Origin of the sequence: Streptomyces sp. NPDC015171, assembly GCF_043079545.1 — a bacterium.
In the GTDB taxonomy this organism is placed as follows: Bacteria; Actinomycetota; Actinomycetes; order Streptomycetales; family Streptomycetaceae; genus Streptomyces.
The window spans coordinates 1-22,608 of the sequence record NZ_JBIBUO010000025.1; the positions used below are offsets into that span (position 1 = coordinate 1).

The window sequence follows — 22,608 nt, forward strand, 5'->3', positions numbered from 1 at the left end:
GCTACCAGGTACGACAAGACCACTGAGTCTTACGAAGCAGCCGTCACCCTCGCCTCACTCCTGATGTGGGCGTGACATTTGACGACAGAACCTAGCACCGGCGCGCCGCGGTGCTGGACTTGCTCGAAACGCTCCGGGTTCTCTTCGTTCGTGTGCCTGTCACCGGTTCCTCACCCTAAGGTGCTGACGGATGCCGGCACATGATTCGAAGCACCCGACCAGCCACGACGCACTCCAGCCCCGCGGGAGCCATCGACGTGGGCCGGCCCGCACCCTCGTCGTCGTGACCCCCGAGGCCCCTTGATGAAGAAGAGAGAACGCGCCGTGTGCACGCGCGCGAACTTGGTTCTCGCAGCAGCGCGCCACTTCGACCAGCACGGCTACGACGGTACGACCCTCGACTCCATCTGCAGAGAGGTGAACGTCACGCTCGGGGCCGTCACCTTCCACTTCCGCTCCAAGGCCGCACTGGCCTCCGCGGTCGTCGAAGAAGGCACCGGCGAACTGCGGCGCCTGGGCGCCGCGGGCTCCACGACCGGCCGGCCCCTCCATGACCTCACCTCCCTGGTGCTGCGGGTGGCCACCGCCCTGCAGACCACTGTGCTCACTCGTGCCGCGGTGCGGCTGGTCCAGGACGGGCACGGGTGCTCCGGCTGGCCCGGTGACTTCCGCGCGCAGGTGCTGCGGCTGGCCGAGGCGGCTTCCGCCACCGGTGACCTGGCCGCTCACGTACGGCCGGCCACCGCCGTGCACGTGGTGCTGCATGTGATGGAGGGGGTGGCGGCGAACGCCCGGAGGACGGCACCCGGGGGCGGCCCGCCGGTCGCCGACGTCGAGGAGATCTGGTGTGCCGTGCTCGGTGGTCTGGCAGCGGATGCCCCGTGATCACGCCGGGGCACCGAGGAGACGGGAGTAGGCGAACGCGGTGGACACCAACGTGGTGTGGTGGTGCCAGCCCGGGAACGACCGCCCCTCGAAGTCCCGCAGGCCGAAGTCCTCGTGCAGGGCGGCGACCACGTCCGCTGCCAGCCGCGGCTGCCGCATCAGCGGGCGCAGTTCGGGCACCGGACAGTCGACCAGGTTGGTCAGCCAGAGTTCTGCTGGGCTGTTCGGCCGGTGCTGGACGAGCAGGCGTAACCTCATCCGGCGGCTCGACGGACGTGGCAGGAGGACGGGGAGGGTGAGGACGTGCAGGCCGTCCTCCGCCGGCCTGTCGCCCCGGCCCGCGAGGAGCCGGCGTACGGTGAGCGCCTCCGGGTCCGCCGTCAGGGGCGACGCGGGCACGACACGCACCGTGTCAGGGACGCTCACCACGAAGGGCCGACGACTGCGCGCGAGGTCGTCGAGGAAGGCCTCGCGGTCGGGCAGCCACGACAGGTCAGCCGTGACCGGAGCGCGTCGCCCCGACGGCTGCGACGCGGTGCTCCGCAGCACATCCACGGACTGGGACCATAGGGGACCGCGTACCGCGTCCGGCACCCGCGCCTTCACTCGCCGTGCCTGGGACCAGGTCCTGGGCACGTACAGGCCCCAGTCGACGGGCAGGGGGCCGTGTTCGCCGGTGGCCAGCACCACAAGGCCCAGCTGGCAGTTCACCGACCGGCCCCGATCCGGATCGAACCTGCGGTGCACACCGGCGGAGTGGTCGCCGCGCTTGGGCATGAGCGCGGGCGCCAGGGTCCAGGCCGTCACCTCCATGCCGGCCGGCGCCACCTGGCGCAGGAGGTTCCGGCGAGCGGTCGCCCAGTCCCAGGGGCTGGCGTTCAGGAACTGATGCAGGGCCTGCGAAGCCGTGGGCGAATCGCTGACGGACATCGCCAGCCGCCGCAGCGACTTCTTGCCCGGTGTCCGCAGCAAGGCCCGCACGTGCAGTTCGGCCCACCTGCGCTGGTCCGCCCGGGGCAGGTGGTCGAAAACGGCTGCGACGAACGCGCGGAGGCAGGAACCCCCGGCATCCTGGTCGCGACGGACGCCTCGGTCGCCACGGACGTCCTGATCGTGACGGACGCCTTGAGCGTGACGGATGCCCTGGACGTCGTCGGAACTGATCGCCGGCGCCGACTCGTGCGGCCAGGCCGGCTCGTGCAGCAGAGCCATCGCAACGTCCCTCCCACGTGGCGTCCCGCTGTCCCCGTGTACGCGGCCCCGCCGCCGTCGACGGGGGATCGGACCGGCGACGGGGCCGAGTCCCAGCATAAATAGCGCTATTTATGTGTGCCAGGAAGCATCCAGCCAGGTCTGACGCGCTGCCGTTTAGTCCTTCTTAGAGTCTTTTTATCAGGGTTCGAATGCCCTGACTTGGCCAAGTGAGGCCGCGACGACCCCGCCGACTCGTACACATAGCGCTGTTTATGCTTGGCTCGCCGTAGCCGTTGGACGAGTGCCTCGCAGTCGGCGGCGAGCCTGTCGCCGAGCCGCACGAGGTGCCCGGATCCTGGCCGCCGACCGTCGGCGGCACCCCGTCACCACTCCCCGCCCCGTCGCGGGGCGCACCGCACCGTCCGCACCCCTGTGCCGGGCATCACGCTCACCCCGAGCCGACGATGTCCCTCCTCGGCACCTGCAGCCCCCACATGCAGAAGACCGACAGAAAGCAGACCTCCGGTGTCTTCACTTCTCACGGACAACCTGCCCTCCACGCACCTGCCGGACCGTTCGGCCACGGCGGCCCCGGATCCCGCCCCGACCTCCGCGGCGGAGTGTCCGCAGGCCCGGTCGGTGCCCGTAGACTCCTTGGTTGACGCCGACTCGCCCCGGCTGGGAGGACTGGACCAGGGCCACGTCGAAGTACTGGCGCAGGGCGCCATCGAACCGATCCTCGTGCACCGTGACACCCGGCGCGTGGTCGACGGGATGCACCGGCTCCACGCCGCCAGGCTGCGGGGGGACGACACGATCCCGGTCCGGTACCTGGAAGCGCCTGCCAGTGAGGTGTTCATCCACTCGGTGGCGGCCAACGTCAGCCATGGCCTGCCCCTGACCCTGAAGGACCGGAAGGCCGCTGCCCGGCGGATCCTGACCCAGCACCCGGACCTGTCGGACCGGGCGGTCGCGCGCATCACCCGTCTGTCACCGAAGACCGTGGGCGCCGTGCGCCGCGCTTCGAGTGAGGAAGTTCCCCAGTCGAAGATCCGGGTCGGGGCGGACGGCCGTGCCCGTCCGCTCGACGCGGCGCGACGCCGGGAAGCGGTCGGCGCGTTCTTCGCCGAACACCCCGGCGCCACCCTGAACGAGGCGGCCGCCGCCGCCGGGGTGTCGGTCAGCACGGCGTGCGAGATCCGGCAGCGGATGAGGCGCGGCGAGCCACAGCCGGGGGCGCCGGACCCGGGCGCCCCGCACGACGCGCGCGACCCGTCGCCCGCGGGCGGTGCGGGCCGTCAGTTGGCAAGCCGGTGTACGGGGCGCGGGCCGGCCCGGCACATCGCTGTCCTGGCGAAGGACCCGTCCCTCAGGTTCACCCAGTCCGGGCGCGCGCTGCTGCGCTGGCTCAACGAGCGGGCGCCCGACCTCGAGGCGGCGCGGGAGCTGCTGGCCGCGGTGCCACCGCACTGCGCCGTCACCGTCGCGGACCTCGCCCACACCTACGCCCAGGAGTGGCAGCGGTTCGCCGCCACCCTGGACCAGGCGGTCGGCGACGAGGACGAAAGGGCCCTCCCGCGTCGGCCGCAAGGTACGGCGAACTGAGTTACGAGTCTGTTTCTTGACGGCATATCGGGCTCCCTGAATGATGAGTGTCAGTTCGGCGGAAACAGAGCCGGATATCACCAGGAAAGAGCTGCGGAACTGAACGTCTCTTTCCTTTCCTCATCAAGGCGGCCGGCCCCTGGAATGGGGCGGAAGAGAAATTCGACCGCACGCTGGAGAAACCTGGAGTTCAGGATGGACGAGGCGGGGGTTCGAGTGGAGACGATCGTGGCCGGCGCGGAAGCGAGCGCGGATGTGGCTGTGGTCGGCGCGGGACCGGCCGGGCTGTACGCCGCCTGCTGCGCGGGCTTCCGCGGGCTCTCCAGCGTGGTGATCGACGCGCTGCCCGAGCCGGGCGGCCAGGTCGGGGCCCTGTACCCGGAGAAGAGGATCCACGACGTCGCCGGCCACCCGGCCGTGCGCGGACGGGAACTGATCGACTGTCTGGTGACCCAGGTGGAGCCGTTCCACCCGCGTTTCCTGCTCGGCCGGACTGCGGTCTCCCTGGAGGCGGAGGAGGGCCGGGGCTGGGTGGTACGGCTCGAGGACGGCGTGCCGGTGCGCGCCCGAGCCGTGGTGATCGCGGCCGGACTGGGCCGTTCGGTCCCGCGCACCCTGCCCTGCCTGAGGCCCTATCACGGGCGCGGTGTCGCGCACCATGTGCGGCGCCTGGAGGACCACCGCGACCGTGACGTGGTCATTGTGGGCGGCGGTGACAGCGCCGTCGACTGGGCCCTTGCCCTGGTTGCGGTCGCCCGCTCGGTGACGGTCGTCCACCGCCGCGCAGCCTTCCGCGCCCACGAGCACAGCGTCAAGCGGATGTACGCGTCGGGTGTCCGCGTCGTGACGGAGGCACAGGTGACCGCGTGTCATGGCGACGAACGTCTGGAGGAAGTCCGGGTCCGGGCCGCGGACCGGGAATTCGGAATACCCGCGCAGGCCGTCGTCGGAGCGCTGGGATTCATCACCAACCTGGGCCCGATCGCCGAATGGGGACTGCGGATGAGTAATCGTCTCGTCCTGGTCGACGGAGCGATGCGGACAAATCTGCCGCGGGTCTACGCGATCGGCGACATCTGCCACTACGAGGGCCGCGTCCCGCTCATCTCGGTGTCCTTCGGCGAGGCGGCGACCGCGGCCAACCACGCGGCGGTCGCTCTGCGCCCCGGTGCGCGCCTCGCACCGGAGCACTCCACCGACATCGACGACACCTTCCTGTCATGAACCTGAAAAAGCTGACCATCCTCCCGGCGGGCATCGACGTCCTGCTGCCGGCCGGATCCCCCCTGACCGAAGTCGAGTACGAGGTGCAGCAGCGGCCCATCCCCTTCGGGTGCCGCTCCGGATCGTGCGGCGCGTGCGTGATCGAGGTGCTCGACGGCCTCGGCTCCCTCGGCGACCCCGATCCCGACGAACTCGACTTCCTCGAAGACCTCGGCCGGACCGGCGGCACCCACCGCCTGGCCTGCCAGTGCCGGCTGCGGGGCGACGCGACCGTTCGCGTCGCCGACGACATCTGAGACCCGCTCACACCGAGCGCCCCCACACCCAGACCGAAAGGTGAACCATGCAGAACCGCGTGACCAACGTCGGCTACGGGGACCGCACCCCCTTCCTCAGCAGCACCGCCTCGGCGAAGCTGCGCGCAGAGATCGACGAGCAGCTCGACCAGCAGGTCCTCGAGTGGTACGCCAACGTCCCCGAGGCCGCCCACCTCGAGGGCGCGAACGTCGACTCCGCGTACTACAAGCGGAACCTGATCGAGACCGCCTGGCGCATCCGGATGCTGCGCGTGTCCGAGGCCAAGGCGCTGGTGGAGATCGCCAAGACCAGCCCCGAGGCGGCGCAGGTCTGGGCCAACTACGAGCAGGAGGAGATGCTCCACGACGAGCTCTTCATCGACGACCTGGCCAAGGCCGGCGTCTCCCGCGAGGAGTTCCTGGCCACCGAGCCCTACCTGTCGACCAAGCTGCTCACCGGCTACTTCTCCTACCTCCTCGACCACGAGGGCCCGCTGGGCGTCGTGGCGTACTCCTACCTCGTCGAGTACGTGAACGTGAAGCTCGAGCCGAAGAAGCTGGAGGCACTCAAGAAGTCCGTCGGCGAGGCCAACATCGGCGGCCAGATCAACCACTCGCACACCGACATCAACGACGACCACCCCGGCGAGGTCTGGGCGGCCGTCCGGCACCTGCTGCGCAGCCAGGACGACATCGACGCCCTCAAGCGGTACCTGCGCGAGCACCAGCAGATCCTGGCGCAGTACTTCGAGGAGCTCTACCTGGACACCATCGCCAGGGCCGAGAAGCAGCCGGCCTGAGATCCGACCACAGCGGGGGCGCAGCCGCGCCGCGCCCCCGCCCGCCGGCAAGGAGGCCGGAATGAGCACCGAAAACACCAGGGGAGTGCTGCTGCTCAGCCATGTCGGGTTCTCGTTCGTGGAGGACCTCCTCGGCACGCTCCGGGCACGAGGGCTGAAGGGCTACGTGCTCAGCTCCCTGCCGGAACCGCAGCATCAGGCGGCCAGGCCGGCGGTCCTGGCCGGCCTCGCCGACGACGTGCACATCACCGCCGGGCACGTCCTGACGGCCCGCGACGTGGAGGACTGCCTGGACCGGCTCCGGGCGGCGGGGGAGCAGGTGCAGTGCTGCCTCACCGTCTGGGAGGGGTACCGGCACCTGATGGCGCTGGCCAACGCCCGCCTGGGAGTACCGGACCTGGACGAGAAGCAGATCCTGGACCTGCGGGACAAGCTGGCGCTGCGCAACCGGCTCGCCGACGCCGGACTCAGCCGCGGCAGGGCGTCCCTCCTGACCCCGGGGACCCTCGCCGAACGCCAGCGCGAGGGCGGCCGCTACTTCGTGAAGCCGGTCAGCGGCATCGCCTCCTTCGGCGCGTTCCCTCTCACGGCGGACACGACGTGGAGCGACGTGGAACGCATCACCGCCGAGGCCCGCTCCGACACGGTCTACGCCGACGTGTTCACCGCGCGGCCCGGCCTCGGCACCCCGCAGACCGGCGCAGACCGCGGAGCCCGCCCGGGCATGGACTTCCTCGTCGAGGACTACGTGCCGGGACGGGAGTTCAGCTTCGAGGTGATCGCCGTCGACGCCGAGCCGCACGTCGTGGCCGTGCACGAGAAGTGCGAGGTCACGGAGACCGCGGGCACCGTGCTGGAGAACGCCTGCGTCAGCCCGCCCGTCAGCCTGTCGCAGGAGGAGGTCGCCGCCGGCATCCACTGGGTGACGAGGGTGCTGGACGCCCTCGACCTGGACTGGGGCTGTTTCCACGTCGAGGCGCGGCACACCGCCTCCGGCTGGGACCTGATCGAGGTCAACCCGCGCGTCGGCGGCAGCCTGATCTCCCCCAGCGTGGCGGCGCTGAACGGCGGCCCCGGGCTGCTCGACCTCTGGCTCGACTCCCTGCTCACGGCCAACCGGCCGGACGGCTTCGGCGCGACGCTCAGGAGCCTGTCGTTCGCGGCGGACGGCACGACACCGTGCCGCTCCGCGACGTTCTTCCGGGTCTTCTTCGCCGAGCCCGGGACAATCCGGGCCGTCGGTCTGAACGACGACCTCCCGCTGGATCCCCTCGTCGCGCACGTCCTGCTCGAACCCGGCGACGTCGTGCACTCGTCCTCGCGCGAGGTGTTCCTCGGCCAGGTGCTCTGGCGCATGGACAGGGCCGACCGCGACGCGGTCCTCCCCCGGCTGCTGCCCGCCTCCGAGCACGCCATCGAGATCGTGTACGAAAGGGAGCGGTGATGACCAGGCCGATCCTCCTCATCGTCGACTACAACCTCAGCCGCGTCGACGAGGTGCGGCACCTGCGCGACCACGCACGCGAACGCCACGGCGCGACGGTCGTCCTCGTCCGCGCCGATCCCACCGAACTGGACCGCCGCATCGCCGACGAGGTGATCGACCTCGACCCGCTGCGCGACGACTTCGCCGAGATGGGGGAGAAGCTGCTCGGCGACCGGCGCGAGCACATCAAGGCGGGCATTGTCTTCTCCGACAACGCCGTGCGCAGCGGCGCCGAACTCCTGGAGCGGCTGGGGGTCACCGTCGACGCGTCGCGGCCGGCCGACGGCGCGTTCTCCAAGTACCTCTACCGGCTCAGCGAGGCACGCGTGGCCGACCTGCTCCGAGCACAGCGCGTCATGGTGCCCGCGTGCGCCGAGATCGCCTCGCTCGACCAGCTGAAAACGTTCGCCGCCGAGCACCCCGGGGGCTTAGTCGTCAAGCCCGCCGCGGAGGGCAACAACCGGGGCGTCGTCGTGGTCCGGCCGGGCGACGACCTCACGGCGGTGTTCGCCGAGGTCCTGCCCTACCGGGACGGCGGCGTGATCGCCGAGGAGCTCATCCCGTACCGCAGGGAGTACTCCTTCGACGGGCTGGGACCGCTGGAATTCCTCACCGAGAAGATCAGCGCACCCGGCCGGTACCCCGTCGAGATCGCCCAGGTCCTGCCCGCCCGGGTGGCCGAGCACGAGCGCGCGACGCTGATGCGGGCGGGCCGGCAGGCCAACCTGCTCGTCGGGCAGTGCGACGGGCCCTTCCACAACGAGATCAAGCTGAGCGACGACGGACTGCGCGCCGCGGTGGTGGAACCCAACCGGCGGCCGGGCGGCATGAAGATCTGGTCGCTGGCCCGCTGGGTCTACGGCGTCGACCTGCACCGCCTCTGGGTCGACACGGCCTTCGGCACCACTCCCGGCACGCCGGACCTGGTGCCCGGGTGCGCGGCGGCGACCGTGCTGCTCGGCGTCGCCACCGACCGCTCATTCAGCCCGGACGACGTCATGGCCGGCACGGACCCGTTCGCCGACGCCGTCCGGCGCACCGCCGAACGCCTCGGCCTGGCCGAGGGGGCACTCACCGTCGCGGAGTTCTCCTGGCTGTCGACTGAGCGCCGCGACCTGCACGCCGTCGCCCGCGACAACGCCGACTTCACAGCCCAGGGCTGCGTCATCCTGCGCGGCGGCGGCGCCGACCTCCGCACCGTCGTCCACGCCCTGCGCGAGGCCTGGCCGGACGCCCTGGACCGGGCCCTTCGCGCCCCCGCATCCCTGAGGAACGCCCGATGAAGATCCTCGTCCTGCACCGCGTGCCCTACTTCAAGATCGAATACCACCGGGGTATCTCCCACGACCGGCACGACGTCACCTACTTCGGGACCGACCAGGCACTCGCCACCCTGCCGCCGCACCTGCGCTGCGAGCGGGTGAGCCGCCCGGGTCTCCGCACGGCCTTCGAGGAGGCACGGGACTGGCTCGCCCACCGGCCCCGCCACTTCGACCGGGTGATCTCCGTGTCGGAGTACGAACTGCTCGACGCCGCCCTGCTGCGCGAGCACCTCGGCGTGCCTGGCGCGCCGGCCGACCAGGTGGCCCTGGCCCGCGACAAGGTGCTGATGAAACAAGCCGTCGAGGGCGCCGGTCTGCGCGTGCCCCGCTTCCTGTCCCTGCCGAGCTTCCTCGACCTGGCCGGCCGGGTCCCCTGGGAGGGCCGGACCGTGCTCAAGCCGCACCGCGGTGCCTCCAGCGAGGACGTCCTCGTCTTCGACACCCCACGGCAGGCCGTCGCGGCCGTCACGGCGCGCCGCACCGGTGTTCCCCGGCTCGACGCGGGGGAGGACCTGGCCGACTTCGAGGCGGAGGAGTTCGTCTCCGGGCCGATCAGGCACTTCGACGGCCTGGTGCAGGACGGCGAGCTGCTGGTGCTCACCGCGAGCGAATACGTCGGCACCTGCCTGCGGTACGCACAGGGCAGCCCCCTGGGGTCGTTCCAGCTCGCCCTCTCGCAGGAGGAGCGTGCCTGGGTCGCCCGTGCCCTGGCGGCCGTGCGCATCGAGGACGGCAGCTTCCACCTGGAGGCGATCGCGCACCGCGGGGAGACGGTCTTCCTGGAGGTCGGCAACCGGGTCGGCGGCGCCGACGTCGTGGCGACCGTCGAGCTGGCCACCGGCGTCCACCTGCCCTCATACGAACTGCGCGCCCTGCTCGGCGAGCGCGTCACCGGCACGCTCCCCGAACCGCCCGCCGACCAGCGCCTGTACGGCTGGTTCGTCTGCCCCGGCCACCACCTGGCCGGACGGGAGTTCCAGGGGCTCGACGGGACGGCCGCGTTCCGCGACCACCCCTCCGTGATCGCCTGGAACGAACTGCCCCCCGGCTCGCCGCTGCCCCACCACATCACCTACCAGTCCGGTGAGACGGTGCTCGCCGGGATCATCGCGAGCGACACCCCCGAGGGAGGCCGGCGCTGGATCGCGGACCTGTTCACGTCGCTGGCGGTCCGCACCCGCCCGGCCTCGGAACAGGTGCCGGCATGAGGGCGCGGAACCCGTCGGGCGCGGTGGGCCCCGCCGCGGCCGGGCTGTCGTCGCCGGGCCGGGCGCGGTCATGACGGCGCTCGACGACCTCGCCGACCGGTACGTGGACGAGCTGGCCGTCCTGGACCCCTGCCTCGCCGGGGCGATGGGCATCGTCGGCCAGGAGACCCGTCTGACCGACTTCGGGCCCGAGGCCGTCCAGGAACGGGCGGACTGGGCGCGGCACCTGCTGAAGGCGCTCGACGGCACGCCCGTGGACGGCGAGGCGGAGCGCGTCGCGGCGGCGGTGCTTCGGGAACGGCTCGCCACACAGGTGGCGCTGGCCGACGCCGACGCCTACGGCACGCTGCTGGACACCCTCGACGGGCCCGTCCAGCGCGTGCGCCAGGCGGTGGGCCTGCTCGACCGGGGCCGCGAGACCGCATGGGAGCCGCTGCTCGCGCGGCTGTCGGCCGTCCCGCGGGCGCTGACCGGTCTGCGGGACAGCCTGGAGGCCGCCCGGTGCCGCGGCCGGGTGGCGCCGTACCGCCAGGTGATCCGTAACGTCCGGGAGTGCCATGACGTGCGGGAGTATCTGACGGGCCTGCCTGCCGGGCACGGGGACGGTGCGCTGCGCGGCCCGCTGGAGCGGGCCGCGGCGGACGCCGGCCGGGCGCTGGCGGGGCTTGCGGAGTACCTGTCGGGACAGCTCGCGCCCCACGCTCCGCACGTGGACGCGGTCGGCGAGGAGCGCTACCGGCTCGGCGTGCGGGAGTTCCTCGGGATCCGGCTGGACCTCGAGGAGACCTACGCCTGGGGCTGGGAGGAACTGCGCCGGATCCAGCGGGACATGACGGCGACGGCGGCCCGCATCGCCCCCGGCGAACCGGTGCCCACCGTCCTGGCGGCGCTCGACGACGACCCGCGCCACCGGATGACGGACCGGGCGCGGTTCCGGGACTGGCTCCAGGAACTCGCCGACACCGCCATCGCCGACCTCGACGGGACCCACTTCGCGATCCCCGGGCCGCTGCGGCGGATCGACTGCCGTATCGGCCCCGCCGACGGGCCGGCCTACTACCTGGCACCCAGCGAGGACCTGTCGCGTCCCGGCACGGTCTGGTGGACCAGGCCGGAGCCGGGCACGCCGATCCGGACGTGGACCGTGCCCAGCACGATGTTCCACGAGGGGGTCCCGGGTCACCACCTCCAGCTGGGGGTGACCACGCTCAACACGTCCCGGCTCAACCGGTTCCAGCGGCTGTCGTGCGAACTGCACCCGGGGCACGTCGAGGGCTGGGGCCTGTACGCGGAGCGGCTGATGGACGAACTCGGGCACCTCGCCGACCCGGCCCACCGGCTGGGAATGCTGGCCACCGGACAACTGCTGCGGGCCGCACGGGTCGTACTCGACATCGGGCTGCACCTGCGGCTGCGCATCCCCGCGGGCTCCGGGTTCCACGAGGGGGAGCGCTGGACGCCACAGCTGGGCCGCGCGTTCCTCACGGAGCACTGCGGGCTCGGCCCCCCGGGGTTCATCGACTTCGAGATCGACCGGTACCTGGGACGCCCGGGACAGGCCCTGGCCTACAAGCTGGGGGAGAAGGTGTGGCTGGAGGCGCGGGAGGCGGCCCGCCGCCGCGACGGTGCCGCCTTCGACCTCCGGCGGTTCCACCACCACGCGCTGACGTTGGGCCCGATGGGCCTGGACCTGCTGCGCGCGGAGCTGACCCGCGGGTCCGGGCCCGCGGAGTGGACAGGACACCTGCCGGCGGAGCGCACGGCATGACGAGAAAGCGAGCGATCGGATGATCACGGCAGTGGGCCACGCCGACCTGAGCCCGGCGACCTGGGAACTAGTGCGGACCGAACTGCGCGCACACCTGCTGGGCCTGCCACCCGACATGCCTGCCCTGGTACGCGCCGGCGCCGGACTGCCGCTGGCGTTCGGGCGGGTGGCGCACGAGTCGGGGCGGCGCCTGATGGTCCTGCTCCCGGAACACGGCGACGCGTTCCCCGGCGGCGACGAGGGCGAGCTGCGGGCGCACCGGGAGCTGCTGGCCCTGGCCGCGCAGATCCGGATGCTGCCGTTCGACCCGCTGGACCGGGACGCCTGTGTGAGCGCGGACGAACGGCTGGTCGCCGGGTGCAGCCGGCTGCTGGCCGTCTGGGACGGCTCACCGTCCAGCGGCCAGGACGCCACGGCCCACATGGTCGCCTACGCCCGGGCCCGCGGGATCGCCGTGGACGTCGTCTGGCCCGCGGGTGCCGCGCGTGAACAGGCCCGGCACGCCGCGTCGGTGTCCGCGTCCTGAGCGTCCCACGGGCGGCCGACGCCTCACCCGGGCGGCGGGTCGCCGATTTTCCGCACGTGGGTGGTGTCGGCGTCCAGCGGGGCGTCGTCGGTGCCGGTCGGCTTCAGCTCCGGCACGCGTGCGCCGTGCTGGTCGACGAGGGTGGAGTGCGGTTCGCCGGGCGCGAAGGCGTGGCGCTCCCCCCACTGGCGGAGGGTGAGCAGGACGGGGAAGAGGGCGCGGCCCGCGTCGGTGAGCACGTACTGCCGGCGGCGGCCCGAGGGCGCGGTCCGCTGGGTCAGGATCCCGTGGTCGGTGAGCTTGCGCAGGCGGTCGGTGAGGATGTTGCGCGCGATGCCGGTCCGCCGCTGGAACTCGGTGAAGGACCGCGCCCCGTCCATCGCGTCCCGCACGACCAGGAGGCTCCACCGGTCGCCGACCAGGTCGAGTGTGCGGGCCACCGGGCAGTCGGGATCGGTCCAGACGGCGCTCGGCAGGCCGGTGGAAGTGCTCGGCATGACACCTCCCGATGAGTTGCGGATTGAGACCATCATGCCCTACGGTCGAATCAGTTTCACTTTGCTACTTATTATGATGGGGAGTGCGATGGACGTCTGGCGACGGTTACTCCTCGCGACCGTGTGCGGTGTCGCGGTGGCGAGCATCTACTCTGCGCAAACGGTGCTGCCGCCAATGGGGGACAGCCTCGGGGTCTCGGCGGAGCACGCCGGGTGGATCGTCTCCACCGGCCAGTTCGGCTACCTGGTCGGCCTGGTGCTGCTCGTGCCGCTCGGCGACGTGGTCGCCAACAGGCGCCGGCTGATCGCGGTGCACCTGGCCGTCACCGCGGCCGGCCTGTTCGTGACCGCCGCGGCCTCGAACGCCTGGACGGCCTTCGCCGGGCTCGCCCTCGCCGGCATGTTCGCCGTCGTCGTCCAGACCACGGTGGCCTACGCCGCGACTGTCTCACCACCCGCCGAGCGGGGACGCACCATCGGTGTCGTGACCTCCGGCGTGGTGGTGGGCATCCTGGGCGCGAGGTTCGTCACCGGCGTGCTCGCGCAGGCGTGGGGCTGGCGCAGCATGTACATCGTGCTCGGCGCGCTCGCTCTCGCCCTCGCGGCCCTTGTCCTGCGCGCCCTGCCCTCCGAGGGCGACACCCGCCGGCCCGCCGGCTACCGGCAGGCCCTCGTCGCGCTCGGCGGCCTCTTCGGGGAGCGGCTCTTCCTTACGCGCGGCCTCATCGCGTTCTTCCTGTTCGCCTCGTTCGGCACCCTGTGGAGCGGCCTGTCCCTGCCGCTCGCGGACGCCCCCCGGCACCTGAGCGAGAGCCAGATCGGACTGTTCGGCATCGCCGGACTGGCCGGCGCGCTCGGCGCGGCACGCGCCGGACGGTGGGCGGACGCCGGACGGGCGGTCCAGGCCAGCGGCCTCGCGCTGGCGCTGCTCATCGTCTCCTGGGCCGCCACCGCGCAGTTGTCCTGGTCGTTGTGGCTGCTCGTCGTCGGCATCGTGGCGCTGGACTTCGCGGTCCAGGTCGTGCACGTGAGCAACCAGCACGTGCTCACCACCGCGCACCCGGAGCGCACCAGCAGCGTCATCGGCGGCTACATGGCCTTCTACTCCCTCGGCTCCGCCCTCGGCGCGGCCGCCACCACCTCCGTCTTCTCCTCCCACGGCTGGGGCGCCTCCAGCCTCCTCGGGGCAGCGTTCGCGACCTGCGCGCTGATCGTCTGGGCGACCGACGCCCGCCGACGCGCCGCCGCCCCGCGGAACGGCGCCGGAACCACGGACGCGCACCGCGGCGAGGAACGGCGCAGCGATGACGCTGAGCAGGTCGGCCCGGTGTCGGACCGCTCCGAGGTCTTCTGAGGACGCCCCGGCGCCCTGCCCCACGACGGCAGGCCCGGGCCACGGTCCGCGCCCGCACCGATGCAGATCCACCACCTTCCCAAGGAGTGATCGTGTCCCTGACGAACCCGGCAAACCTCGTCGACTCCGGCCGCGCGAGTCGCCCGCACGTCACGCCGGATGCCGCACCCCAGCCCTACGACCCGGGCGACTGGGAGTCCGTGCGGGCGCAGTTCCTCCTGTCACCCGACCTCGTGCACCTGTCCAACTTCTACCTCGCCTCCAACCCGACGCCCGTCCGTGACGCCATCACGAACTACCGGCGCGCGTTCGACGAGAACCCGCACAGTTTCCTCGACGACAACATGTTCGCCCGCGAAGAGGACAAGCTGTGGCGGACCGTGTGCGCCGAGGCGGCCGAGTACGTCGGCGGTCACGCCGACGAGATCGCCCTCACCACCAGCACCACCATGGGACTGGCCCTCACCTACAACGGCCTGCGGCTGAGGCCGGGCCAGGAGGTCCTGACCACCACCCACGAGTTCTACCCGCACCACGAGGCGATCCGCCTGGCCACCGACAAGTGGGGCGCCACCATGCGCTCGGTGTCGCTCTACGACTCGTCGTTCGACTTCTCGCCCGACGAGGCCCTCGACCGGCTGCGTGCCGCCGTGCGGCCTGAGACCCGGGTGTTCGGTGTCGCCTGGGTGCACTCCAACACCGGCGTGCGCCTGCCGATGGCCAGGGTCGCGGACACCATCGCCGAGCTGAACCGGAACCGCGACGAGGACGACCGCATCCTGCTGGTGGTGGACGGCGTCCACGGGTTCGGCGTCGCGGACGAGGACGTCGCACGGATGGGCTGCGACTTCTTCTCCGCCGGCACCCACAAGTGGATCCTGGGACCGCGCGGCACGGGGATTATGTGGGCGACGCCGGAGAACTGGGCGCTTATCCAGCCGACGATCCCTTCCCTGATGAGCGCGGAGACCTCCGCGGCGTGGCGGCAGGACCGTCGGCCCACCGGCCCCACCCAGGCCTCGTGGGTCAGCCCGGGTGGGTTCTTCTCCTACGAGCACCAGTGGGCCGCCGCCGAGGCGTTCCGCTTCGTCCGGCAGATCGGGCGCAAGCGCATCCAGGACCGGATCGCGGAGCTGAATGGCCAGATCAAGGAGGGCCTGGCCGCCATGGACCACGTGACGCTGCACACGCCGCTCGCTCCGGAACTGTCCGCGGGCATCGTCACCTTCGACGTGGACGGCCACTCACCGCAGGACGTGGCACGGATCCTCCGCGAGAACCGGGTCATCGCCAACAGCACGCCCTACGGGGTCCCCCACGTCCGGCTGTCGGCGGGGATCGTCAACTTCCCCGAGGAGATCGACGCGACCCTCAACGTCATCCGGTCGCTCAAGGCGTAGCGACCGGGCACGGGGCGGCGCGGCGCCTGACGCGGTCGGCTGCCCGGATCCCCGGCCCCGGACCGGCTTCACGCCTCCGGGGCCGCGGTGCGAGATACGACGTGGGCGTACAGCCTCGGACATCCCAGCCCGATCGCCCACGAAAGGGCACTCCGAACCACGCTGGCCAAAGCCGCATAACCCGTGTTCAGGATCCGGGGTTAAGGCCTCCCTTCGCCAGTGCGCTCCACCGGGCCGCCGCCCCGCGGCACGCCCGTACGTGCAGGTTCGCGGATTCCTGGACGTGCCTGGCCGTTGACCCGCGCGGGGTGTGGTGGCTGAGCGGGAAGTCCCGCGCAGGTCTGCGCCGAGCAGGCGCAGGAGACGGGCGACCCGTACTGGAAGTCGACGACGCCCACGCTGACCCGGATCCCGAGTCGCGCACGGCCACGCTCAAAGACCTGCGGCTACGGTTGCGCGACGCGTACGCGACGCTGCGCCACCTCGTACCAGTGGTGGAGCTGGTAGGGCCTCAGGAGGCCGCAGCGACCGCCGACCGGCTGCGGCGCTCTCCGTCAGACAACCATCAGGCGCTGGAGGACATGACCGAGGGCGAAGCCGGCGCGATCCAGCGCTTCAACGAGTGCTACGCCCCGTTCTGGGAACGGGTCGTCGCACTCGTGGCCACCGCGCGGGAGGTGCTCCATGAGGGTGCCGTCCCGGCGCGGGTTCCCACACCCGCCCCCCCCGAGCCGTCAGGCTCCGACCGGGTCGGTAGCGACGTCGTCTGTAGTGTCGACGCCCTGGATGATGGTGACGGGGTTGCTGGAGATGGTCACCTGGACGTTGCCACAGCTGGAGCTGTGTCCGTTGGAGTCGGCAACGTGGCCAGTCTTCCCGTTCTTGAGCGTGTAGTAGACGGCGTACCCCTTGCCATCACTCTGATCGTCGCAGGCCCACACCCAGGTGTGCCCGTCGGTGACTCCGCCACGGCCGCATTGAGCAGTGTTGATGCTGCCGCAGAAGTACGGGCCGTAGGCCTGGGCGTCGTGTGCGGACCACCCCTTGACGGTGACCGGCGTCGCCATCGGTACTCCCGCCGACATGTCGCCCGAGCAGGGACGCGGCGACATCACCCTGGCCGCCCCCAGTGACCTCTACTCGCTCGGCTGCCTCCTTCATGAACTCCTCGCCGGCAGCGTCCCCTTCACCGGCACGGGCTGGCAGGTCCTCAACCATCACCTGAACGACGCGCCTGTCCCGCCATCCGCCCTGCGCCCCGACGTCCCCCGCGAGCTCGAGGAACTGGTCCTGGAGCTCCTCGACAAGAACCCCGACCGTCGGCCGACTGCGGCCGAAGCCCGCGCATGGCTCACCCAGCTGCACCCCGCACTCGCCGCCTTCGCCGACGCTCCCACTGCAGTACCGCCCCCGCCCACGGTGGTGGCCACCACGATCGACCGGGCGGCCGGAGGCCGCGGACCCAGAACTCGGTCCGCCGCTGTGAGTGCGGGCGCCGTCTCGGCCGCCGCCATCGCCGGCGAACTCTCGCTCACCGCCACATTGCCTCCCGCCTGGACGGCCGGCCTCGGCATTTCCGCCGGGCCGCTGCTCACCGTTCTCTACCTGCTCGACCCGCCGCAGCCGGCGCACCCCGAGCAGCTGAGGATCACCACGGCCCGTCTGCTGGGCACCCTGTTCCTGACCGGCGGCGCGACGCTTGCCCTCCTGCTCCACGCCCCCACCTGTGGGCGAGCGCCCTGGCCATCGTATTTCTCGGAGGCCCTGCCCTGCTCGCCTTGGCCAGCGGCGTACGCCGCCTGGTCGAGCAAAGCCTGCACCGGAGTGCCTGGAACGCCGATCTCGCCACGACCGCCTGCATCCTCCACACCGCCATCGTCCTGCTCACCGGCCACCACACCGGCCTCTCGGTGCTCACCCTCACCGCTGTCGGTGTCGTGCTGTGGCCGACCGCGGCGCTGTTCACGGCGATGCTGGCACCGGGCCGCATCCGCGTCAGTCTCACTCCGTCGACTCGGACCGGCCAGGTCGCGCACCGACACCGCTCGGGGCCCCAGGCCTCCCAGCCCCGGATGCCCAAGCGCGCCAACGAACAGCAAGAGCATGCGGGCCTTGACCCGCATCAACGCGGGACCGCGCTTCCCCGAGGCCCCTCAGGCGGTGTCCTCCCGTGCGACACCATGATCTACGGTCGTTCAGTGCACCAGCACGGATCAGTTCAGCAACGGGGAAGTACACGCATGCGTAAAACAGCAACCCTCGCCATCAGCCTGCTCGCGACGGCGGCCTTGGTGACAGGGTGCGGCAGTGAGAAGAAGGACGCCAGCCCGGCCAAGGCGGGCGAGGCCTCGCCGAGCGCCTCGGCGAGCGGCGAGGCAAAGGGCTCGTCCTCGCAGAAGAAGGGCCTTGCGCACCAAGTGGTCTTCCACGTGGGCGGCACGGGCAAGGTCAAGGTCTTGTGGATCGGCAACACCAACCACTTCGAGGAGGTGACGCTGCCCTGGACGAAGACGGAGACCGTGCAACTGGTGGACGCCGAGCTGAAGGTCGGCGTCACGGTGTCGGTGGTGCCCGGCTCGGTCGAGGGCCCGGACGGGATGCTCAAGGCAGCCCCGTGCACGATCAACGTCGACGGCAAGCAGGTCGCCGACAACCAAGACGGCAAGTCGGCCAAGCCCTGCGAGTACAAGCTCAAGGACTGACAGCCGTCCCACTCACCCGCGCTTCCGCCAGGCTCCGGCAAGGCGCCTCCATACGTTCCACCACATCGTCGGGCGGGCATCCGCCCGAGGGTGCGGTGAGTGGGTCAGGTTGACGACCTCTGAGGCTCGGGCTTGGCCGCGGACCGATGCCGCGGTACGACGGTCGACGACTGGCACCGACTGAGGGACGACATCGGTGGCGAAGGCTGGGGCGCGTTCTGGCGCACCAGAGGCCCCCACGGGTTCCACAAGAGCTCTGGCGTTCTGACGCCCCGCAGTCGCGTGTCATAGCGGGCTGACCTGTGGCTAATATCATGCTCGCGTTTCGGCCCGTCAGCCATGACGGCCATGCCCGCCCCAGCAACCAATGACGTCACCCAGGCGTCGGACATCAAAGGGCACGCGCATGGCTTTTCTCGCTCATACCGATGCTGATCGGCGTGAGCTCCCTTTGTGCCGGCGGGTATGGACTCCGCCGCGCCACCGGGCTCCGACGCACCGGAATCACTGCGGTAGGCCGAATCGTGCGCCACGACACCAGGCGAGACGACGATGGAGCCAAGTACCCCCACCCCGTCGTGACCTGGACGACCCCGGACGGTCCCCTACGACGCGATGAACTCCCACCGCTTCGAGATCCGAGGCTGGGATAACCCCTCGATCTACCTGATATCCACCGTCCTGGGAGCGGCGCTCACGGCCGGCACCCTGTCGGTCCTCCTGACTACTGCCTGATCACCTGTCCCCTCTCAAACGATCTGGGCCCTGGTGGTGGCTGTGACCTGCTACGACCAGAAGAACTGAGACGACGAGACGCTGGAACTCCCAGTTGATCTGGTCCGTCTCCGCTGTCCGGTCAGGGTCGGAGTCTCCGTGCCTGCGGGTCAAAGCAGTTGAGGCCCATCGACGAAGCCACCCCCGCCGGGTACGCAGCTGCTTCCTCGGGCATGCTCGAGCGCATGGGGAAGTAGATCAGGGGGCCGCGGGCCTCCCCGATCAGCGGACCGGTTGACCACGGCGAGATGTCGTCCACGTCTTCAGTGAGATCCGGCCACCGCTCCACGAGCGCGGTCACGAAGGCCGCTATTGGCTCCACCGGGGGAACCGCAGGCCCTCCGTGTCCATGTACCGGTCGTGCAGATCGTGGAAACACCGGGCCGCGGCGGCGTCATCCGTCGGCCGCTCACCCTCCCGCATCGCAAGGTCGTAACCCATGGGCGGCAGCCTGCCGCCCCTCACTCACAGCAGCACCAAGGGACCAGATCATCTGCTTGTCTTTCAACCTCTGAGGCTGTCGCGCTCGATGATGCTCTCAGGGCGTCTGGTCGTTATCCCGACGTCGTAGTGGGTCGCGGGGCGGCGGTTCTTCGAGTCAAGCGGCCTGCTTGGTCCGGGCATTGATGGTTCCGTGCGCGGGCCGGACAGTGCAGGTGCGGGCGGAGGTCCGCCACAGCTTCGCGGGTGAGCCGGAGCTGGGTGTGGGCCGCGAGAACGAGCCACGTCCAGCGCTCTGCGGCCTCGGGGGTGCGGAGTTCCGGGCAGGTCCAGCCGAGCGTCTGCTTGATCATGCGGACGGTGCGTTCCAGGTCGAACGCTTCCCCAGGACCGGCGGCAGGCAGCACTCACCTTCACGGCCTTCGTCTCGATCGGTGCACCTTGGTCGGAGCACATGATCAGACGAAGGCCGTCTCAGCGTCCCCCGAATGCCCAGGTGAGCGGCCTAGTTCGAGGCTCTTTTCGACTCATCGATAGCCTTCGTCCTCATGACGCGCGCTTGGATCTTGCCGATACTGTTGGTGCTCTGCGGCTCAGCCCTTGCGGCTGGGCTCACCGTCAGTGGGACTCCCAGCGTAGCCGCAGCCAACCTGCTGGTCTTTGTGCTGCTCGCAGGCGTGAACTCACCTCTGATCTTCCCGAGGTCGGTCGGCACGCTGGAAGCACAACGCCGCAGCGCGGTCGACGGCCGACCGGTCGTCTTCTGGCGTCCAGGCTGCAAATTCTGCATCCGACTGCGCATGCGGCTGGGCCGTAGCGCCCAACAGGCGCACTGGGTCAACATCTGGCGCGACCCGGCTGGAGCCGCAGCGGTGAGGGCGGCCAACGACGGCAACGAGACCGTGCCGACCGTCATCGTGACGGGCCAGCCGCACACCAACCCCGATCCTGCATGGGTGCGCGAGCAACTCTCCCGTTCCACGGGATCAGGACGCAGTCGAGGTTAAAAGACGCGCTCAGAGCGTGTTTTTGAACCCGGAGCTGAGCCGAAGCGCGATAGTGGTCACGTAGGCGGGCTGGTCAACTCCTGCGATGTTTGGCACCGGAAGGTCACTCTGTCAGCTCTTGACGGCCTCTGCGATCTGCTGGGCCGCCTGGGCGGGTGTGAGGTGCGTGGTGTCCACGACCTCGGCCTCGGCATGCAGCCATGTGCGGGCCGCCTCGGCGTAGGGCTCAAGGTATTGGAGACGGAACGGGGAGTTGGGGCCGAGAACGGTGTCACCCGCGATGCGCCTGCGGAGGGTGTCCTGGTCGGCATGGAGGACGAAGTGCCGGATCGGAATGGCGTGCTGGGCAAGGCCCGAGCTGATCTCGCGCCAGTACTGCTCGACCAGGACTGTCATGGGCATCACCAGCGTGCCGCCGGTGTAGTCGAGGATGCGTCGGGCGGTTTCGACCACGAGGGGCCGCCACGGCGGCCAGTGCTGGAAGTTGTCCGTCGCGGGCAGCCCTGGCTTGATGTCCATGAGCGTCTCGCCGACCTTTTCGGCGTCGAACACCCGCGAGTCCGGGACCAGCTGCTGCACGCGCGCACTGGTCGTCGTCTTGCCCACGCCGTGGGTGCCGTTGAGCCATAAGATCATGCCTTGACGCTAGCGCTGTGCGGGCCGCAGGGGCGGACGGAGTGGGAGATTCGGGCAGAGAACTGCGGACCTGGAGTTCCTGCGGCGGTGTCAGGACCCAGGTGAGGACGGTCCGTCGTCTGAGTGAATGGTCTGGTCAGGGGCGGGTTTCGTCTTCCGCGTCCAGGCCGGGGCCGGCCGTTTGCGGGTCAGGCGCTTGAACATCACCGTGAAGAGTGCCCAGGTCAGGTGGGATTCGGAGTGCTGGGGCAGACGTTCGTAGTCGCGGACGTTGCGGCGCGCATGCGTCAGCCAGCCCAGTGTCCGCTCGACCTTCCAGCGGCGGGGGACCACGACGAAGCCCTTGGCACCCTTGGGCCGGGAGACGGTCCGCAGGGCGAGGCCAGAGGCGGTCATCGGCCCAGGTCACGAGCTGTTCGGCAGAGGCAGAGTCGGCCCAGGCCTGGGTGATCTGCGGCTGGGTGAGCCGCAGGCGCCAGAGCAGTTCGCGGGCCGCGTCCCGGTCGGTCATATCTGCGGGCGTGACGTCGACCATCATCGGGAGGGCGATCGTGTCGACGATGTCGCGCCGCGGCCACTTCTCCGGATGACCGCCCGTCTTGGTCTGGCAGGCCGGGACGAGCAGCACTGGTTCCAACAGGGCCCACTCGGCGATCGTGGTGTCCGAGGGGTAGCGCCGGCGGCGGTGGGTGGCGGGTGCGGGCATGACTGGCCTGATCGAAGGGGGCCGGGTGTCCAGATGGTCCGGGGTCTGCTTGGTGAGCTGGGCCAGGGTCGCGCGGACCCCGGTGAGCTGGGCCTGGGCGAGCTGGCCCCATTCGTCGTCGGGGTAGCGGGCCAGGCGAGGGTTGAGGGTGCCGGTGATCGCGCGGGTGAGGCGGATCAGGATCTGCCGGAATTGCTTCTTCTCGTACTCGATCCACTCCGCCGGCTCGTCGGAAGACAGATAGCCGTCCCGGCGCCCCCCAGATGATCGGGGTCAGGTGTTCGACCGCTCCGACGTCCCGCAGGTGCCGGATCCCCCAGGCGACCTGCGATTTCTTCAGCTGGGCGGCGGAGATGAGCTGGCGGGTATGAAGGCCCGTAGGTCTGGCCTCCATCAGCGCGATGCGAACCAGATCGCCGTAGTACTCGCTGACGGGCTTGCCCTCGCCGGGCCGCCGACGCCGGCCCACGACCCGACTCGCCTTCGTGCCGGAGGAGCTGGGCGAGCTGCACGTCCAGGGTGAACTCGCCGCTGTCGATGGCTCCTTCGAGCCAGTCGGCCCCGGCGCGGACCTTGGCGATCCCGCCAGAAGGCCCCGGACCCGTTCCGCCAGCGCCCCGTCCTAGGCCTTGGCCCTGACGCGACCCAACACGTCGCGGCAGCCGCCCGTGCAGCCCCTCCGCGAGCCATATAGGACATTCTTCGTCCTATTCACTCCTTACGGTCGGATCAGGAGGGCGAAACCCGCCCCGCCGCCCCAGCGGCTGCTCTCACCAG

21 protein-coding genes and 2 pseudogenes are annotated in these 22,608 nt (G+C 70.8%); 16 read left to right on the forward strand and 7 right to left on the reverse strand.

Translation table 11 applies throughout. The features are described 5' to 3' along the window. Positions 1-342: 342 nt before the first annotated feature. Complete coding sequence (locus ACF073_RS37740; RefSeq protein WP_392076022.1) at positions 343-885, forward strand: TetR family transcriptional regulator; 543 nt, start codon at positions 343-345, stop codon at positions 883-885. Here ACF073_RS37740 and ACF073_RS37745 read toward each other — a convergent pair whose 3' ends face one another. After that, positions 886-2,097 carry a transposase gene (locus ACF073_RS37745; protein ID WP_392076023.1) on the reverse strand — a complete coding sequence of 404 codons (1,212 nt, stop codon included), beginning with the start codon at positions 2,095-2,097 and terminating at the stop codon, positions 886-888. It lies immediately after the preceding gene. Positions 2,098-2,733: 636 nt separating this feature from the next. Here ACF073_RS37745 and ACF073_RS37750 point away from each other — a divergent pair. The 9 genes from ACF073_RS37750 (at position 2,734) to ACF073_RS37790 (ending at position 12,314) form a co-directional block, all read left to right on the forward strand. Continuing rightward, positions 2,734-3,684: a ParB/RepB/Spo0J family partition protein gene (locus tag ACF073_RS37750; RefSeq protein ID WP_392076024.1), complete on the forward strand. Its 951-nt coding sequence runs from the start codon at positions 2,734-2,736 to the stop codon at positions 3,682-3,684. Positions 3,685-3,879: 195 nt separating this feature from the next. After that, positions 3,880-4,908, forward strand: coding sequence for an NAD(P)/FAD-dependent oxidoreductase (locus tag ACF073_RS37755; protein ID WP_392076025.1), 1,029 nt, complete (start codon positions 3,880-3,882; stop codon positions 4,906-4,908). After that, complete coding sequence (locus ACF073_RS37760) at positions 4,905-5,204, forward strand: 2Fe-2S iron-sulfur cluster-binding protein (protein ID WP_392076026.1); 300 nt, start codon at positions 4,905-4,907, stop codon at positions 5,202-5,204. Before ACF073_RS37755 ends, ACF073_RS37760 begins: the two co-directional genes overlap by 4 nt. A gap of 47 nt (positions 5,205-5,251) precedes the next feature. Beyond that, positions 5,252-6,004, forward strand: a complete 753-nt coding sequence (locus ACF073_RS37765) for a hypothetical protein (RefSeq protein WP_392076027.1) — start codon at positions 5,252-5,254, stop codon at positions 6,002-6,004. Positions 6,005-6,065: 61 nt separating this feature from the next. Beyond that, the gene (locus tag ACF073_RS37770; RefSeq protein ID WP_392076028.1) at positions 6,066-7,448 is read left to right on the forward strand and encodes an ATP-grasp domain-containing protein; all 1,383 of its coding nucleotides are present in this window, start codon (positions 6,066-6,068) and stop codon (positions 7,446-7,448) included. Further along, complete coding sequence (locus tag ACF073_RS37775; RefSeq protein WP_392076029.1) at positions 7,448-8,773, forward strand: acetyl-CoA carboxylase biotin carboxylase subunit family protein; 1,326 nt, start codon at positions 7,448-7,450, stop codon at positions 8,771-8,773. The genes ACF073_RS37770 and ACF073_RS37775 overlap by 1 nt, the downstream gene beginning before the upstream one ends. Beyond that, positions 8,770-10,020 (forward strand): acetyl-CoA carboxylase biotin carboxylase subunit family protein, encoded by a 1,251-nt coding sequence (locus tag ACF073_RS37780; RefSeq protein ID WP_392076030.1) that lies wholly within the window; start codon positions 8,770-8,772, stop codon positions 10,018-10,020. The genes ACF073_RS37775 and ACF073_RS37780 overlap by 4 nt, the downstream gene beginning before the upstream one ends. 70 nt (positions 10,021-10,090) lie before the next feature. Continuing rightward, complete coding sequence (locus tag ACF073_RS37785; RefSeq protein ID WP_392076031.1) at positions 10,091-11,788, forward strand: DUF885 domain-containing protein; 1,698 nt, start codon at positions 10,091-10,093, stop codon at positions 11,786-11,788. A 19-nt stretch (positions 11,789-11,807) separates the two neighbouring features. Next, the gene (locus ACF073_RS37790; RefSeq protein ID WP_392076032.1) at positions 11,808-12,314 is read left to right on the forward strand and encodes a hypothetical protein; all 507 of its coding nucleotides are present in this window, start codon (positions 11,808-11,810) and stop codon (positions 12,312-12,314) included. A gap of 23 nt (positions 12,315-12,337) precedes the next feature. Here the strand turns inward: ACF073_RS37790 and ACF073_RS37795 are convergent, their stop codons facing one another. Beyond that, positions 12,338-12,811, reverse strand: a complete 474-nt coding sequence (locus ACF073_RS37795; RefSeq protein WP_392076033.1) for a winged helix-turn-helix transcriptional regulator — start codon at positions 12,809-12,811, stop codon at positions 12,338-12,340. Positions 12,812-12,899: 88 nt separating this feature from the next. Here ACF073_RS37795 and ACF073_RS37800 point away from each other — a divergent pair, with 88 nt between their 5' ends. Then, positions 12,900-14,165 (forward strand): MFS transporter, encoded by a 1,266-nt coding sequence (locus ACF073_RS37800; protein ID WP_392076034.1) that lies wholly within the window; start codon positions 12,900-12,902, stop codon positions 14,163-14,165. Between the two features lie 92 nt (positions 14,166-14,257). Continuing rightward, positions 14,258-15,565, forward strand: coding sequence for an aminotransferase class V-fold PLP-dependent enzyme (locus ACF073_RS37805; RefSeq protein WP_392076035.1), 1,308 nt, complete (start codon positions 14,258-14,260; stop codon positions 15,563-15,565). Between the two features lie 734 nt (positions 15,566-16,299). Here the strand turns inward: ACF073_RS37805 and ACF073_RS37810 are convergent. Further along, the gene (locus tag ACF073_RS37810; protein WP_392076036.1) at positions 16,300-16,632 is read right to left on the reverse strand and encodes a hypothetical protein; all 333 of its coding nucleotides are present in this window, start codon (positions 16,630-16,632) and stop codon (positions 16,300-16,302) included. A 16-nt stretch (positions 16,633-16,648) separates the two neighbouring features. On the opposite strand from ACF073_RS37810, the pseudogene ACF073_RS37815 reads away from it, so the two are divergent. From ACF073_RS37815 to ACF073_RS37825, 3 genes and pseudogenes are all read left to right on the forward strand, one after another. Further along, a pseudogene (locus ACF073_RS37815) lies at positions 16,649-16,846 on the forward strand (serine/threonine protein kinase); the annotation flags it as partial. Positions 16,847-17,343: 497 nt separating this feature from the next. Then, on the forward strand, positions 17,344-18,267 hold the full coding sequence (locus ACF073_RS37820) for a hypothetical protein (RefSeq protein WP_392076107.1): 924 nt from the start codon (positions 17,344-17,346) through the stop codon (positions 18,265-18,267). Positions 18,268-18,695: 428 nt separating this feature from the next. Then, positions 18,696-18,920 carry a DUF3592 domain-containing protein gene (locus ACF073_RS37825; protein ID WP_392076037.1) on the forward strand — a complete coding sequence of 75 codons (225 nt, stop codon included), beginning with the start codon at positions 18,696-18,698 and terminating at the stop codon, positions 18,918-18,920. A 625-nt stretch (positions 18,921-19,545) separates the two neighbouring features. On the opposite strand, the pseudogene ACF073_RS37830 reads toward ACF073_RS37825, so the two are convergent. Next, a pseudogene (locus ACF073_RS37830) lies at positions 19,546-19,859 on the reverse strand (transposase); the annotation flags it as partial. Between the two features lie 171 nt (positions 19,860-20,030). Here ACF073_RS37830 and ACF073_RS37835 point away from each other — a divergent pair. After that, complete coding sequence (locus ACF073_RS37835; protein ID WP_392076038.1) at positions 20,031-20,489, forward strand: glutaredoxin domain-containing protein; 459 nt, start codon at positions 20,031-20,033, stop codon at positions 20,487-20,489. A 111-nt stretch (positions 20,490-20,600) separates the two neighbouring features. Here the strand turns inward: ACF073_RS37835 and ACF073_RS37840 are convergent, their stop codons facing one another. The 3 genes from ACF073_RS37840 to ACF073_RS37850 form a co-directional block, all read right to left on the reverse strand. Further along, entirely contained in the window at positions 20,601-21,125 is a 525-nt protein-coding gene (locus tag ACF073_RS37840; RefSeq protein ID WP_392076039.1) for an AAA family ATPase, read from the reverse strand. A 90-nt stretch (positions 21,126-21,215) separates the two neighbouring features. After that, positions 21,216-21,521 carry a hypothetical protein gene (locus tag ACF073_RS37845; RefSeq protein WP_392076040.1) on the reverse strand — a complete coding sequence of 102 codons (306 nt, stop codon included), beginning with the start codon at positions 21,519-21,521 and terminating at the stop codon, positions 21,216-21,218. 486 nt (positions 21,522-22,007) lie between these two features. Beyond that, on the reverse strand, positions 22,008-22,523 hold the full coding sequence (locus ACF073_RS37850) for a DUF6192 family protein (protein WP_392076099.1): 516 nt from the start codon (positions 22,521-22,523) through the stop codon (positions 22,008-22,010). Between the last annotated feature and the right edge of the window lie 85 nt (positions 22,524-22,608).

Coding starts and splice junctions, on each gene's coding strand:
- ACF073_RS37760 (WP_392076026.1), top strand. CDS start 4,905: ATGAACCTGAAAAAGCTGACCATCCTCCCGGCGGGCATCGACGTCCTG.
- ACF073_RS37840 (WP_392076039.1), bottom strand. CDS start 21,125: ATGATCTTATGGCTCAACGGCACCCACGGCGTGGGCAAGACGACGACC.
- ACF073_RS37775 (WP_392076029.1), top strand. CDS start 7,448: ATGACCAGGCCGATCCTCCTCATCGTCGACTACAACCTCAGCCGCGTC.
- ACF073_RS37810 (WP_392076036.1), bottom strand. CDS start 16,632: ATGGCGACGCCGGTCACCGTCAAGGGGTGGTCCGCACACGACGCCCAG.
- ACF073_RS37745 (WP_392076023.1), bottom strand. CDS start 2,097: ATGGCTCTGCTGCACGAGCCGGCCTGGCCGCACGAGTCGGCGCCGGCG.
- ACF073_RS37825 (WP_392076037.1), top strand. CDS start 18,696: ATGCTGATCGGCGTGAGCTCCCTTTGTGCCGGCGGGTATGGACTCCGC.
- ACF073_RS37800 (WP_392076034.1), top strand. CDS start 12,900: ATGGACGTCTGGCGACGGTTACTCCTCGCGACCGTGTGCGGTGTCGCG.
- ACF073_RS37790 (WP_392076032.1), top strand. CDS start 11,808: ATGATCACGGCAGTGGGCCACGCCGACCTGAGCCCGGCGACCTGGGAA.
- ACF073_RS37780 (WP_392076030.1), top strand. CDS start 8,770: ATGAAGATCCTCGTCCTGCACCGCGTGCCCTACTTCAAGATCGAATAC.
- ACF073_RS37755 (WP_392076025.1), top strand. CDS start 3,880: ATGGACGAGGCGGGGGTTCGAGTGGAGACGATCGTGGCCGGCGCGGAA.
- ACF073_RS37835 (WP_392076038.1), top strand. CDS start 20,031: ATGACGCGCGCTTGGATCTTGCCGATACTGTTGGTGCTCTGCGGCTCA.
- ACF073_RS37795 (WP_392076033.1), bottom strand. CDS start 12,811: ATGCCGAGCACTTCCACCGGCCTGCCGAGCGCCGTCTGGACCGATCCC.
- ACF073_RS37770 (WP_392076028.1), top strand. CDS start 6,066: ATGAGCACCGAAAACACCAGGGGAGTGCTGCTGCTCAGCCATGTCGGG.
- ACF073_RS37765 (WP_392076027.1), top strand. CDS start 5,252: ATGCAGAACCGCGTGACCAACGTCGGCTACGGGGACCGCACCCCCTTC.
- ACF073_RS37845 (WP_392076040.1), bottom strand. CDS start 21,521: ATGACCGCCTCTGGCCTCGCCCTGCGGACCGTCTCCCGGCCCAAGGGT.
- ACF073_RS37785 (WP_392076031.1), top strand. CDS start 10,091: ATGACGGCGCTCGACGACCTCGCCGACCGGTACGTGGACGAGCTGGCC.